The sequence below is a fragment of the Sphingobacterium sp. UBA5670 genome, assembly GCF_002420705.1.
GTDB lineage: Bacteria > Bacteroidota > Bacteroidia > Sphingobacteriales > Sphingobacteriaceae > Sphingobacterium.
Genome location: NZ_DIIM01000016.1, coordinates 251,805 through 266,792, shown reverse-complemented (window position 1 = coordinate 266,792; position 14,988 = coordinate 251,805). Strand labels below are relative to the sequence as shown.

The 14,988-nt window shown below is 39.0% G+C and carries 11 protein-coding genes; 3 read left to right on the top strand and 8 right to left on the bottom strand.

Annotated features, from left to right (window positions below; translation table 11 throughout):
• Nucleotides 1-84: 84 nt before the first annotated feature.
• From B3C94_RS14040 to B3C94_RS14030, 3 genes are all read right to left on the bottom strand, one after another.
• Nucleotides 85-933, bottom strand: a complete 849-nt coding sequence (locus tag B3C94_RS14040) for a TraB/GumN family protein (protein ID WP_293904695.1) — start codon at nucleotides 931-933, stop codon at nucleotides 85-87.
• A gap of 80 nt (nucleotides 934-1,013) precedes the next feature.
• Nucleotides 1,014-1,226 carry a hypothetical protein gene (locus B3C94_RS14035; RefSeq protein ID WP_293904693.1) on the bottom strand — a complete coding sequence of 71 codons (213 nt, stop codon included), beginning with the start codon at nucleotides 1,224-1,226 and terminating at the stop codon, nucleotides 1,014-1,016.
• Nucleotides 1,227-1,947: 721 nt separating this feature from the next.
• On the bottom strand, nucleotides 1,948-2,394 hold the full coding sequence (locus tag B3C94_RS14030; protein ID WP_293904691.1) for an SRPBCC family protein: 447 nt from the start codon (nucleotides 2,392-2,394) through the stop codon (nucleotides 1,948-1,950).
• Between the two features lie 210 nt (nucleotides 2,395-2,604).
• Between B3C94_RS14030 and B3C94_RS14025 the strand changes: the two genes are divergently transcribed.
• Nucleotides 2,605-5,253, top strand: coding sequence for an alpha-L-rhamnosidase (locus B3C94_RS14025; RefSeq protein ID WP_293904689.1), 2,649 nt, complete (start codon nucleotides 2,605-2,607; stop codon nucleotides 5,251-5,253).
• Nucleotides 5,254-5,287: 34 nt separating this feature from the next.
• On the opposite strand, the gene B3C94_RS14020 is transcribed toward B3C94_RS14025, so the two are convergent.
• From B3C94_RS14020 to B3C94_RS14000, 5 genes are all read right to left on the bottom strand, one after another.
• On the bottom strand, nucleotides 5,288-6,193 hold the full coding sequence (locus tag B3C94_RS14020) for an AraC family transcriptional regulator (RefSeq protein ID WP_293904687.1): 906 nt from the start codon (nucleotides 6,191-6,193) through the stop codon (nucleotides 5,288-5,290).
• 186 nt (nucleotides 6,194-6,379) lie between these two features.
• Complete coding sequence (locus B3C94_RS14015; protein ID WP_293904685.1) at nucleotides 6,380-7,369, bottom strand: DUF5007 domain-containing protein; 990 nt, start codon at nucleotides 7,367-7,369, stop codon at nucleotides 6,380-6,382.
• An 8-nt stretch (nucleotides 7,370-7,377) separates the two neighbouring features.
• Nucleotides 7,378-8,061: a hypothetical protein gene (locus B3C94_RS14010; protein WP_293904683.1), complete on the bottom strand. Its 684-nt coding sequence runs from the start codon at nucleotides 8,059-8,061 to the stop codon at nucleotides 7,378-7,380.
• Between the two features lie 18 nt (nucleotides 8,062-8,079).
• Nucleotides 8,080-9,693, bottom strand: a complete 1,614-nt coding sequence (locus B3C94_RS14005; protein ID WP_293904681.1) for a RagB/SusD family nutrient uptake outer membrane protein — start codon at nucleotides 9,691-9,693, stop codon at nucleotides 8,080-8,082.
• A 4-nt stretch (nucleotides 9,694-9,697) separates the two neighbouring features.
• Nucleotides 9,698-12,835 (bottom strand): SusC/RagA family TonB-linked outer membrane protein, encoded by a 3,138-nt coding sequence (locus tag B3C94_RS14000; RefSeq protein ID WP_293904679.1) that lies wholly within the window; start codon nucleotides 12,833-12,835, stop codon nucleotides 9,698-9,700.
• 214 nt (nucleotides 12,836-13,049) lie between these two features.
• Between B3C94_RS14000 and B3C94_RS13995 the strand changes: the two genes are divergently transcribed.
• Both B3C94_RS13995 and B3C94_RS13990 read left to right on the top strand, forming a co-directional pair.
• Complete coding sequence (locus B3C94_RS13995) at nucleotides 13,050-14,255, top strand: FN3 domain-containing metallophosphoesterase family protein (protein ID WP_293904677.1); 1,206 nt, start codon at nucleotides 13,050-13,052, stop codon at nucleotides 14,253-14,255.
• Between the two features lie 179 nt (nucleotides 14,256-14,434).
• Nucleotides 14,435-14,971, top strand: a complete 537-nt coding sequence (locus B3C94_RS13990) for a GNAT family N-acetyltransferase (protein WP_293904675.1) — start codon at nucleotides 14,435-14,437, stop codon at nucleotides 14,969-14,971.
• Nucleotides 14,972-14,988 lie beyond the last annotated feature (17 nt).

The following is a 14,988-nucleotide window of genomic DNA, read 5'->3' as shown; positions in this document are numbered from 1 at the left end:
TAAGTTAAGTCCGAACATCATTTCTCTTTCTAGAATTAATACTCCCCAAAAATGAATACTCCCCAAAATAGGATTAAAAAGGATTTATTTCACGGCCTCGACTGTAAATCCTTTATCACGCAGCAGGGTGATCAAGCCCTTATTGCCAGCTAAGTGACCTGCACCAACAGCAATAAAACAGGATTGATCCTTAATAACTTCTGGTATCAAGTTGCTCCAATTTAAATTTCGGCCAATTAACAATTTATCTTTTTGCTCTGCTGTCATCCATGCCGAATCTTCCAATAATTTTGTTAATTCTTCCAAATTTTCGCTCTTATAGGCTTCAACCATTTTTGCAGTCAATGCCGGATATTTATCCAATTGAAAAACAGATTCCATAAATAATTTGGGCGTAATGAGATCTTTTAATAAATTAAACTGAAAATCAGGCGTTTCAAATTCTCCAATTGTCTTTCCATGGCTGTTTGCAAGCGCTGCTAATTCTACCTCATAAGACTTCATCTTCGTTGGATCTGGGCAATTAAACCCTTTCATCGAGAATAATGAAATCACCGCAACAGGCGATACATAATCCAACAATTTGATGGAGAGTTGCTGTGCAACCAGTACACTATCCATTTTTTTGATCTCATCCTCAGAAAATCCCTTTATAAAATTTGGATCCGAAACAGCAAATGCTTGCAGAGATTTTGCATTTTCCGGTTTAGAAAGGTCAACTTCAAAAATTATTTTTTTACTCGAATTGAACGCATCCAAATTCTTTTGTTTGATGACAAAATCATCTGGACATAACATATGGATTGTACCGAACAGATAAGAATCTTGCTTCAGACCATTACCGGAAATTTTCCACAACATGGAATTGCCCTGGGCGAAGCTGCAAAAAACAACGAAGAGAAGCAGTACTAATAGAATTGATATTTTTTTCATAGGATCGTATAAATTGATTTTATCTGTTAAAAAAGCAACGAATGCCTTTTCTTAAAAAATTATTATCCTTGTTTAAAGAATTAAATGCTTGTCCCAAAAAATTCCTGATGTTGTCTTTCGCTCTTGATATCTTCAATATTTTTTTCGATCAGCCAAGCCTTAAAATGTTCTGGATCCTGCGGTGTAAAGTGAATCACATCACCGGATTTTAAAAGTAGGGAAAATATTCCGCAAGAGGCAGCGAACTTTATGATTTCATTAGAATGGTATCCGAGTTGGGAAAAATATTCCATTTTTTATTCAATTCTAGAAATATATGCTTTACATGCCAATACAAGTCTATTAAGACAGCTATCATTCAGAAAGCACGTTAAATTTTATTTTCTCTCAGTTTTATAATTCATTCAAATATCGTAAATTATTTTAAATATTTCACCAAACAGATTATTAATTTAATTTTTATTTTCATAAATTAAATAAGCGATTAACGACCTTTTCCACTCAAAAACACAAGAAACTATAAATCAAAAGCATAACGCTAAATACTTATTTTAATATTCTTTACAACAAAATTTACAACTAATCTATTTGGAGCAACAATCCGTCAAATAATATAACGAATAGTTCCTGTATATTCTTGAAAATCAAATTTCACATAAGCATATTCGTTCGGCAATAGCATATTTTATCTACATTAAGTTAGCAGAAATCAAGTTATCCATTTCTGGGGTGAAATCGACTTTCCCAAAGCAGAAAGATGCCATTTTGACCATGTCATTCTTCATGATATTAGGAATAAAGCTGATGTTGAGCTGAAATCCAGTGGATACGTAATCGAAAGTTTAGAATCAAGCCTATGGTATTACCGGAGCAGCCATCGCTGGAGGACTTGCAGGTCTATATTATGTTGAGAAATGGAAATCCATTCCTAGAGATTGGTTATTAAATTTAGCCTGTTACGAAGACATTAACAACTTAATGAATGTACTGTTAGCTAGCTAACAGTACATTGATTCAAAAAGGCTGCCCTTTTCCTGTTTCGACATAGAGCTCCAAACTTTTCACAAATTGTCTCCATCCGTCTATGCAAATTGCATAACACTCAATTTCAGGCTGTAAGCCAATATGTTCGAGTTGCAGTATAGTCCCTTTCTCTTTTTCAAGGATGCTCCAAACGATCGTTGTGCCAATCCATTCCTTTTGATTTTTCAATCCAGGAACCGCGATCAATGAATCTTCAACATACCAAACAACCTTTTCATTTTTCTGTAATTCTTCGACCTGTATTGTTTTATAAATTTGATCACCAAAACGCACGGTAAACCGATCGTTTTTGCTATTTGAAGCCCCTTCAAACAGTGCTGTCCACCAAAATGGTATTTCCTCTGTCAATGCCTTAAACACCTGATCTGGAGATCTGCTCAGTTGAATTGTTTGGTTATAATTTTCTATTGTCATCATCTATTTTCTTTGAATATGACATAATGGCCTCGCTTCCCCTTATGATTCACGAATTTATAGATACATTTTCCATTTGATCTTAGCATAAGACAAGTTTTTAGCTTTTGATCAGGACAGTACATGACGGATACTTCGGATTTATTACAGATAATAGCTATATTAACTCTTATATTCCAAACAACAGATTACTAATCAAATCTTAAACCATCCATGAAAACTGTGCTCCAAAAATCAGGAATATTAGGATTTCTGATCATACTGAATCTCTCAGCCTTCGCCCAGAAACTCGGCGTAATTGACCTTAAGGTAGAACATTTAAAAGATCCATTAGCCATTGAAACCGCAACTCCGAGATTGAGCTGGAAAATAACTTCTACCGAAAAAAACACACAACAATCTGAATATGAAATCCGGGTCGGAACCGATAAAACCTCATTAAATAAGGGAAAAGATCTAGTTTGGAAAAACCACACTGTCACCGACCAATCTATATGGATTAATTACGCCGGATCTCCTTTGCAGTCAAAGAAAAAATATTTCTGGCAAGTCCGGGTGAAAGATAATCATGGGAACAGATCAGCGTGGTCGACGATTGGATTCTTCCAAATGGGAATGGCTGCGGCTGACTGGCACGCACAATGGATCACCGTTTCCGGAAAGGATACTTCGGCCCGTAGTCCAATTTTCAGAAAAGAATTTACACTGAAAAAAAAGATAAAGTCTGCCATGGCTTATATTACGGCAAAAGGGCTATATGAAGCCAAACTCAATGGGCTCCGTATAAGTGACACCTACTTTGCTCCGGGATGGACCAGTTACAAAAACCAGCTGCAATACCAAGTTTACGATGTTACCTCATTTCTGACAGTTGGTTCCAATGTAATTGGTGCTAGTCTTGGCAATGGTTGGTATAAAGGTCGTATTGGATTTGGAAACCAACATAATTTTTATGGCGATACACGTGCACTGCTTTTGCAACTTGAAGTCGAGTATACAGATGGTACAAAGGAAACGATAAAGACGGATGAAAGCTGGAAATACACCTATGGGCCGATTATGGCTTCGGACGTTTACGATGGGGAGCACTATGACGCAAGAATGGAAATCGCTGGTTGGGATACTGCTGGATTTAAAGAAGACAACAAATGGACGTCGGTGGGTTTAATGAACAAAGGAACAGAAAAACTTATCGCTATGAGCGGTCCTCCTGTAAAGAAACACGAGCAGTTTAAAGCCCTTCGGGTTTTCAAAACACCAAATGGAGATACTGTTGTCGATTTTGGCCAAAATTTGGTAGGCTGGGCTACGTTGAAATCGCAAGGTCCTGCCGGGACAAAGATTACACTAAGTCATGCTGAAGTACTTACAAAGGAAGGCAATTTCTATACAGAAAACCTGCGGTCAGCCAAGGCCCAAAACAGTTATATTTTAAAAGGAGGAGCCGAACAAATATTTGAACCGCATTTTACTTTTCAGGGCTTTAGATATGTGAAAGTCGAGGGCTATCCAGGAGAATTAAACGTCGATAACATAACGGCTGTTGCCCTCTATTCAGATATGCAGACAACGGGCAAATTTGCAACTTCCAATACCCTGATCAACCAATTGCAGCACAATATTCTATGGGGACAAAAAGGAAATTTTTTGGATGTTCCTACCGACTGTCCACAACGCGATGAGCGTTTAGGCTGGACAGGCGATGCGCAAGCTTTTGCCAATACGGCGGCTTACAATATGGATGTCGCAGGGTTCTTTAGTAAATGGCTAAGAGATGTGAAGGCGGATCAACAGCCCAGCGGACTCATTCCTCACGTCATACCGAATGTTCTCGGGGCCAACGACGGTGCATCAGCCGGTTGGGCCGACGTATCCACAATCATTCCTTGGGATATGTATGTCGCTTACGGAGATCGCAGTGTACTGGAAACACAATATGAAAGTATGCAAAAATGGGTGAATTATATTCGTTCTGTAGCGAAAAACAATCTTTGGAATTCAGGTTTTCATTTTGGGGACTGGCTTTTCTACCGTCCGAATGACGATAATGATGGAAGAGCTGCTGTGACAGATAAATATCTCATCGCACAGACCTTTTATGCCCACTCGACACAACTACTGATTAACGCAGCAGAGGTTCTAGGCAAAAAAGAGGACGCTGCGAAGTACAGGGCATTACTCACTGACATCAAAGCAGCTTTTGCAAAGGAGTATATGACCGCAACCGGCCGATTGGTATCCAGTACACAGACAGCTTATGTATTAGCGCTACAATTTGATATGCTTCCCGAAGAACTCCGGGCTGCATGTGCTGATCGCCTTGTTGCCAACATCCGTGACTATGGCAACCACCTTACCACCGGATTCTTAGGCACTCCCTATATATGCCATGTCCTGACACGATTTGGATATAACGACGTTGCCTACGACCTGTTGATGCAGGAGAGTTACCCGTCATGGCTCTATCCTGTAAAAATGGGTGCTACCACCATCTGGGAACGGTGGGACGGTATTAAACCCGATGGTTCGTTTCAAACTCCAGACATGAACTCCTATAATCATTACGCCTATGGTGCCATTGGTGACTGGATGTACCGAACAATAGCAGGAATTAACTCCGTAGCTGCCGATCCAGGTTACAGAACTATCGTTATAGCCCCAAAACCAGGAGGTAAATTAACGAGAGCCTCGGCAGAACTGGAGACGCTATATGGCACCGTGAAATCGGCTTGGGCGCTAGAAAATAACCTACTGAAGTTGGATGTCACCATCCCTGCCAATACAAGGGCAAAAATTGTGCTTGCCGGTTCCAGCTATGAGATAGGTTCCGGAACCTATCATTTTGAAAGCAGCATCAAGTAATCATAAAAGCCACGTCATATGACGTGGCCTTAAACTAAACATATGAAACAATTGAATTTTCAGTATAACGCTGATCATAGCGTAAAATATATTCTTTCGGTGTGCAACCAATAATCTGTTTAAATACGCGATTAAAATTGGTAATACTATTGAAACCGCAGTTATAAGCAATAAATGAGATATTTTCCAGGTGTAGGTGATCTCTTCCAAATTGATGGCAAACCTCATTAATCCGTATTCGGTTAAGATAACCAACTAAGGTCATCCCGCAATGTTTTTTAAAATAACGGCAAAATGCCTGTGGAGACAGATGTGCTCTCTCTGCTACGCTTTCTAATGTAAGTCCATGTCTAAAATGTGTATTGATATAATGACAAACCTCTTCAATACGTTTATTTTTTCCAATTGTGCAAACAGCAGACTCCATATATTCGGGACAAAGTGGATCTGTCTTTTTTGAAATTTGAGACAGTGTCCTGAGCAAATAGAAAAAATGCATCATTTTTTCTATTTTTTCCGATTGTTTTAATAACATAACTCGCTTGGACACTACTTCAAAATCCACCTCAGGAATCTTAAAGCCCTTAGAATCCTGCCGAAGAAATTGCTCCAATGATTGGAATTCACCCAACATAAAAAGCTGTTTCAGTCTCCCTCCCGGATCAAAAAAGATAGAAATCGAACTGGCGGCATCACCAGCCTTATCTTCGGAAATAGATTTAAAAACATGCGCTTGATGTGCACCGATAAAAAAGATATCGTTTTCCTTAAATGGATGCAGGGTTTCATCCACAAGCAATACTCCTTTTCCTTTTGTAATCCACATCAATTGAGCTTCTTGATGCCGATGTAGATGCGGGTAAAAAGATTCCGATATATCCTCCTGAACAGTTATGCTCTGCCCCTGTATCACAGGAATGTTAAACTGTAACGTTTTCATAGTATGTTAGTATCTAGGTTACTCAACATTGGTTTACTAAATATAAACAACCGGCACAACATATTGATACATGTCAATCAAACATCAATTAAAATATCAAAATTTGCCCATTATTGGTTAATTTTTGCATTACAACACGCAAGGGTTTAGTAGAAATAAGGGGAGTATATTGGACTCCCCTTATTTTTATTGCGTAATACGCGTTACACTTGGCAATTGTACACTAACTTCATAAGTACCTTCCATCAAAATTTGGAATCCAAAAACAGGGTTTACGTTACTAGCGGTCAATCCGTCTATTTGGGCATACTTCATTGGAATACGGTAATAATTGAGAAATCCCCAATCTGTTCCATCTTTTCCGATTAATTTGGCCAATGGAAATGGCGCAACTTCAAAATCACAGATCATTGAATTGTCTGTAACCTGTACAGGGTTAAACTTCACATGTGATTCAAACATTGGACGGTCGCCTCTTTTGATTACCTCCCCATTTTTAGGATTAAAAGCATTCCCATTTTTATCTACAATCTTTAAAATAACACGTGCGCCATCATTCGAGATCTTTGTACAGGTAACTTTCGGAGCGGTGATTCCCGTAAAAACCTCGGCAGCAGTTGATCCGGAAGCTGCTTGATAGGTTACTTTAAACATATCATCAATCGTAGGTTCTACAATTTCAATAGTAGCCAATTTAGGAAATATCCGCTCTCCTCTTGGATTCGTCATTTTGACATCGAAATTGAAACGGCCTAAAGGCAGATTGGCGGACGCCCGATTAAAAACCAGCTGTCCACTTACGGTATTGAATTCCATGGGCGTTTTCTTTACCGTTTCTCTCTTTTTATTTAACAGTTCAACCGTTGTATCAGTCTCGGCATTGAAAACTAAACCAGGTTTAAAAGTTAGGATGTCAAATTCTTTAAAAAAAACATCCGGTGCAGGCTGACCCGTTGCTTCGTCCTGTAAATTTAATAATTCAAACGTATATGGTGGAGTGGAACCATCTGTATTGATACGGTCAGACATCGTAAGCGACATTCCACGTTTACAAAAGATGGTATTGTCTTTATAGCGGATACCTTCACTCAAAAAGCCGTTTTCAATTTTTTTGCATCCAGAAGTCAATGCAAAAACAAACACCAGGCTATATAAAATTTTTAAATTCGTTTTCATATCTGTTTTTAGTCAGCCATTTTTCCGGCGTTAAAAAATAAACGATGCGTGTTTTGCAATACATGCAATACACCGGTCGTCGTAATAATTCCCGAGGTTTGACAGTCGTAGGATTTATCGAGCTGATCTTTGGGAATCGCATTATAATCCGGTTCCTCAGCATCAAGAGTCCCTATGACCTTTGTAAAATTGAGATAGTCTACATAATCCAAATAATCGCTGTAATCACGTGTTCTGCGCAACTTAATATTGAACCTGACATTTGGGATCGCGCCAAGCTTGCTTACAAAATATTTATTGTCCGGACTGAGATTCTCTCGAGTAATCTTTCCATCGAATAGATAAATCATCATCGAATCACGCAATTCCTTGACAGGAATATTGTTGATCCCAAACTGGATGTTTTCGTTTCCTACTTCAATAATCTTTTGTTGTTTTTTGGCGGCTACATAATCCCGCACCCCATAATCGCTAGTAGCAAAAAAAGTGACATCCGAATTGACAATATCTTTAATACCAGCACGATCTATAATCTTAACCAGTGAATCAAAGCTACCGTGCTGCTTTAAAAAATCATAGGTTGTCTGATTCACCTGTGCATCGCTCTTTCCTCCATCTACTTTGTAATTATCTTTCTTACAAGCAAAAAGAAAGATCAATAGCGATGCAAACAATCCTGTTATCTTTTTCATAATTCTATTAGTTAGTGCCTACACCTTTCCTCTCCAATAAGAGGTCTGTGTCAGCTTGTTATTATTTTTGAATAGGGCTGGATTAATTGGCCAGTAGAATCCTTCCTGGCGAAAACGGGATTCTGAAAGCCATGGAACAAAATTGCTGTATTGTCTTGTTCGCAATAGATCATAAAAAATATGCCCTTCGAGGTAAAGCTCTTTTCCCCGTTCAATGATATACTCGTACATCACATCGTTTTTACTCGAAGTATTATCTACCAATGCGGACTCATCTGCACCATTCCTCTTTCTAAATTCATTGATGATATCTATAGCCTTGGATACTTGATTTTTGTAGAGCGCGATTTCAGCTTTCAACAACCGCATATCAGCTAACCGAAAGACAATCAAATTATTGCTTATATAGGGATCTTGCTTTTGTGAGGGATTGCGATAGACTACACTTTGATATTTTATACAAGTGGGTTTATCACTATTCAAATCGGTAAAATTACGTCGACAGCGAATATCACTATCATCAAAGACTTGCGAAGGCATCGCTTTCCACTCCCATTGTTGCAAACTCGCATTCCAATACCAATCCCAAACCTGGTCTATCTTGTAAAAATGATTCGTAAGATAGTCTGCATTGACATAACACCTCGAATTTGTTCCCGTTGTTGCTAGTTGTGCTGTTCTCAAAAACATATTGGCGATATGTTGGTTGGTTCCCTCGCGCGTATTTTCACTCATCGCAATTTCAAAAATCCCTTCACCCGAAAGTCCTTCAAAAGTCTTATAATAATTAGATGTATCCGTCAATGAATACATACCATTACTTAGAATTTCATCAATAGCTTTATCTGCTTTGTCTACCATTTCAAGATCAGGTTGATTTGAATTCACATCGCTCATTGTTGCCTTCCATAGGTAGAAATGAGCCAATAGTGCATTCACTGCCCCTTTATTGGCCGTAACTTTCGCGTTCCCCATAAGTGAATATTGCCAAGGCAATAGTTCATGCGCCTGTAGTGCATCCTTTTCGATCTGTGCCATAACCTCTTTCCGGGGACTTCGTGCTAATTCTGGAGCGGAAATAGGGTCGTCATATTCTTCTGTTACCAAGGGTACATCTCCCCACACTCGTAGCATCATAAAATAAGTGAATGCCCGTAAAAAATAGGCCTCCCCAAGCATCTCATTTTTGAATTTCGTCGGATTGGTCACATCGGTCAAAAGATCATCTGTTACTTTGGGAACCCTATTAATAATGATATTACTCATCGTAATCGCTTTATAATACTTGGTCCAGTCTCCAAAATTCTCGACATTATATTGAAATGTAAAATCTCCATCTTGAATTCCCTCAAGACCGTCACCGTTATATTGGATTGTAAAATAATTCTTGGCTATAGCATCTCCATACATAAAATACCGCGGACTGGGATTCCAGTTACCCGAATTCATCACATCCCGCACCAAGGCATAGTTACCCGCCATAGCGCTTCTCAAATCACCGGAGCTCTTCCAATATGCACCAGAAAAGGTTGAATTGACAGGTTCCTCTACCAAAAACTTTTTACAGGATCCAAGCAAGAAAACCAGTATCAATAGCACGGCTAGTTTATAGTTTAAAATAAATCTTTTCATCGTCTTAAAAAGTTAGTTCAAATCCTAATGTATATTTTCTTGGAATAGGATAACCACCACCGTTATACTCTCCGTATGGGTTTACAGCCTCCGCATCAGGCAATTTTTTTGATTTTTGCCAACGGGCTACATTGTCAACTATACCAAAGAATCTCACTTTTGAAATACTCCATTTCTTGCTGATGCGCTCAGGAAGGTTGTAAGAAAAAATAAGGTTCTTGAAACGCATATAAGAACCATTTTCTAAAAAGAAAGTCTGTGCAGAGGTATAGTAGTAACGATAGGTACCTATATCATATTTAGCATATTCGGCTTTATCACCTGGCTGCCTCCAAATATTCAGCTTATCTAAATCCCGTATCGAGAAGTAAGTGAAATTTGACACCGCATCTCCAGAAGCGGAGTTATTAAATTGATCTGATTCAAAAAGATTTAGCACATCTCTTCCAAAACCATAGGTAAAAAATAAAGTAAGCGAGAAGTCTTTATAATTAAAGACATTATTCCAACCTCCTGTCCACTTAAAATTGGGATCTCCAATTGCCCTTTTGTCAGGATTTATACCGCTGTTAAATACGTCTACAAAATAATCCCCATCAACATCTTCAAAATAAAAATCTCCCGGATTGAATGTCCCATTGGAATTGCGATAACGTTCACCAGTATAAGGGTTAACAGGGATATCATCAATTGTGGAGAAAACACCTAGTGTCTTATAGAGATAGAATGCGTTGATTGGGCTACCTACTGAAAGGATATGGGATTTATCAAATCGATCACCATCCATAACCATATCGCGACCACCGTTTGGAAGGTTCATGATCCGGTTTCTGACATAAGAAATATTTAAATTGGACCGCCAGGTTAATGCGGAGCTACGCGGAAGAACATCTGCTGATAATTGAATATCGACACCTGAATTGCGGATCCCGACAGAATTTGTTTTAGCATAATCATAGCCTGAAGTCACTGGGAGCATTACATCAAATAGCCCGTCATAATTTTCCTTATTAAATATATCCACCATAGCTGTAAATCTCCCTCTATACAATTCCATATCTACACCTAGATTCCATTGCCTGTTGCGTTCCCAGCTAAGATTCTTTTGGGCAACACCATTCGCAAAGTTTGGTGTTATAGCCACCTGACCATTATAAGAAGTAGCTCCGGAATTACCCTGATACCCTCCGTTATTGACATTATAAAGATTGTACTGCAGATAGTTGCTTGATGGTAGCGATCCGGTCAACCCATAGCTTCCTCTGATTTTAAGCAAGGTTAGCGTAGGGTTATTTTTGAGAAAATCTTCTTCGGTTAAAATCCAGCCAACAGAAGCTGACGGAAAATATCCCCATTTGTTGTTCTCTCCAAAGCGGGATGATCCATCTGCACGAATAGCTCCCGAAAACAGGTATTTACTATCAAAATCATAAGAAAAACGACCGAGATAAGACAGCTGTGACCATTTTTGCAAATCAGAGTTGGCACCGATATTATTTTGCAGAAAGCCTGTAACCACCTGAATTTGATCCGACACCCCTTGGCTTCCCCACGCCGATACATTTTGCATTTTATTTTTTTCGGCTTCCTGACCCAGCAATACATTTAAGGAATGCTTTCCAAACTGTTTGACATAGGTTAAGAAGTTTGATATCCGGACTTGGCTATTTTCATAAGAATAAGCTGAAGAATAATTACCAGCACCACTCATCAAGGCCGACGGTCTATTATAAGCCCTATTGGCCATGTCTTTAATATAGGCGGACTGCGAAGTAAAAGTCAATCCTGGCGCAATATTGAATATCAGATTTAGATTGGTATTCAGATTAGAAGATTCATTATTATCGAGGCTACTGTCATATGTACCCAAAAGATAAGCCTTTTTCGCATCGGAAAGATTAAACAGTGATGAAGGCATACTCCCCGCACTCAAAGCTATTGGACTCACATCACTCCCACTCCCCCGGGCTCTCTTATTATACGAATAAGCAACGATAGGATTGATCGTTAAACGCTCATTGATAGCCTTACTTGATAGATTTAATCTTCCCGTATAGCGTTTAAATCCGGTTGCTTTAATGATCCCTTCCTCATCGTAATAATTACCGCTAAAACGATAAGAACTAATCGCCGACCCTCCGCTTACGGAAAGATCCGCACTCTTTATCTTTCCTTTTTGGTAGAAAAGATCCTGCCAATCGGTATTTCCATTAAATGCCGGATTCAATGAATCGGTAAGCATAAAGGGCAGATTCCTAAAATCATTGGAAGAAAGCTGATTTTTGAGGATCGTCATCTTTTGTTCTCGCTCAGTCCTTCCGAGTGTTACTTCGCGCAGTTCGGGCCGTTGCGTTAAACCTCCATATCCGGTCAGCATAAAACGCGGATCACCATTGCGGCCTTTTTTCGTCGTAATCATGATGACCCCATTTGCTGCTCTTGAACCATAAATAGCAGCCGCGGAAGCATCCCTAAGCACATCTACGGATTCTATGTCATTTGGATTCAGCCCGGCAAGGTAGTTGGTTCCTGTCCCCGTATTCGGGCCGACAAATTGCTCCGTAGGCTGAGGAACTCCGTCAATTACATAGAGCGGATTACTAATAACATTGTAATAATCATCATTGGAATAATTTAGACTAACTGCCGATGTCCCTCGAACAGCGAGTGTGGGTGATGCACCCGGAGCACCGGAAAAGTTCTGAACATTTACGCCCGCCAATCGCCCCTGAAGCAGCATATCAAAGCTGGCAGCGGGAAGATTTTCCAGATCTTTGCCCGATATACTTGATATCGCAGCTGTAGCTTTTTTGCGCGAAGTACTTTGATAGCCGATTACCACGGCTTCGTCAAGAATACTTAATGTTTCGACCAGTGCAAAGGACATCTTACCTGTTGCAGGAATAGTTTGACGTGCTCGTTCATAACCGACAAAACTCGTCTCTAAGACTTCTCCAGATTTACCTGAAATCTTAAAATTCCCCTGATCATCGGTCTGTGTACTGTTGGAAGTACTCGTGTTTCTCACAGTTACTCCAGCTAATTGCTTACCATTCTTATCACGTACGGTGCCCGTGATCTGTTGGCCTAATGCAATTAGTGAAGTTAGAAACACAGATAAAAATAAAACTATCTTTTTCATTTGTGTTTGATTAGGTGCTCTTACTTAGGTTATCCCAAATATAAGTGTCAAACACAGGTCCCATTTTCTTAATAATTACCAGTTTACAGCACTTTTTTAGCAAAAAAAACAAAAACGATACAACTTATGATTTTGAGGAGGCTTCATTTTGAATTAATAGCATTTTTATCTAATTTTAATATCAATTTTGTTTCTTTAGACCGAGAAAAAACCTATGCACATTGCAAAATCCGTCACTGATCAAGGTATTAAGATGAAAAAAATGCTGTTCTTCATTTTATTGTGCTGTTTCAATTGTTTTATCGCAATTGGACAGGATGCAATAAAAATAAACCATCTCCCCTTTATTCAAGGTTTGACGGAGCAATCTGTTTCCATTATTTGGACGACAGACAGGCCCGCGACGGGTTGGGTCGAACTGGCTCCAGATGACTCCAGTCACTTTTACTTTAAGGAAAGACCCAAATATTACGCGGCTGCTTATGGTTTTAAAAAAGTAGGTACGCTGCATCAAGTTACATTGACCAACTTAAATCCTGGAACACGCTATAGATATCGTGTATATAGTCAAGAAGTTCTCAAACATGTTGGAGTGAATGTCCAATATGGAAGGGTCGTGGCCAGTGATGTCTATCAAAAGGCACCTCTTTTTTTCCAAACCTTTGGCAAGGCCAAATCGACCCATTTTACGGTAGTTAATGATATTCACGAACGCAATGAGGTTCTCGATAAGCTATTGGATATCGGCGACCTTAAGACAAGTGACTTTGTGGTATTCAACGGTGATATGGTTAGCAATCTATTAAGTGAAACACAAATGTACGAAGGGTTTATGGATACCGCCATTAAAAAGTTTGCCAGCGAAAAACCAATGTTTTATTCAAGAGGAAATCATGAAACACGGGGGCCTTTTGCCATTGATTATCCCAAATATTTTCCAACACCAACAGGTGAACTATATTATCAATTTAAACATGGGGATACCGGTTTTATCGTATTAGATTGCGGCGAAGATAAACCCGACAACGATATAGAATATAGTGGTATTGTGGATATGGATAATTATAGAAGCGAACAGGCAAGCTGGTTGGCCCAAGCTGTTGAAGACCCCTCATTTAAAGATGCCAAATATAAGATCGTAATCTGTCATATGCCCCCTTTTGGCGGTTGGCATGGGGAACAAGAAATTTTGGAGAAATTTGTTCCCATCCTCAATAAGGCAGGAGCACAGATCATGCTCTCGGGTCATTTACACAAACACATTATCAAGGAAGCAACAAATAGCGTACAATTTCCAATTATTGTGAACTCCAACAATAATGTGCTACGCGTGGATTTAAATGATGAAAAAGGAATTTTTAGAATTCTCGACCAGCAAGGAAAAATGGTCGATCAGGTGGTCATCAAACCGTTAAAATAAGCGATATTGCTTATCGCTAATGAGAACAGCAGACAAATTCATAGCTGGTGAAACGAAGTTAGGGCACTATATCCTTTATTTATTTTATTAAAATTCTATTAATTGTGGTATAATTCAGGAAACCTAATCATTAATTAGAGGATTGATATAACAATTTCAGATACACAAAGTATTAAATAATGATCAACTTAAAACCACTCTCTCTTAACGATGTCTCACCATTTTATGAATGGATCAATGATGATATGTCTATTAAATATTCGCTTTCACTTTTTCAATCATTGCACACAAAGAATCAAATCGACCATTGGTTTCATTCGGTTATCAATGACTTAACTAATTTTAACCGGGGAATTTTCCTCAACGACTCAAATAGATTGATAGGCTATGCCGGCATTTGCAATATTTCCAAAGCAAATAGATCGGGCGAGTATTTTATCTTTATAGGAGATCGTCAAGAGTGGGGAAAAGGAATAGGTTCAGAAGTCACTAGATTAATCCTCGGTATGGGATTTGAGGAACTAGGGCTCCACAGGATCATGCTCACTGTATCGGAACCAAATTATGCTGCAATAAAAGCCTATCAAAATGCAGGCTTTAAACTCGAAGGGAGAATGCGTGAAGCCTGTTTTAGAGACAATCAATTTCACGATAAACTATTCATGTCAGTTTTGGAAGAAGAGTGGAACAACGAAGTACAGCTAAGTGTAAAATGAAATTAAACACCGTATAG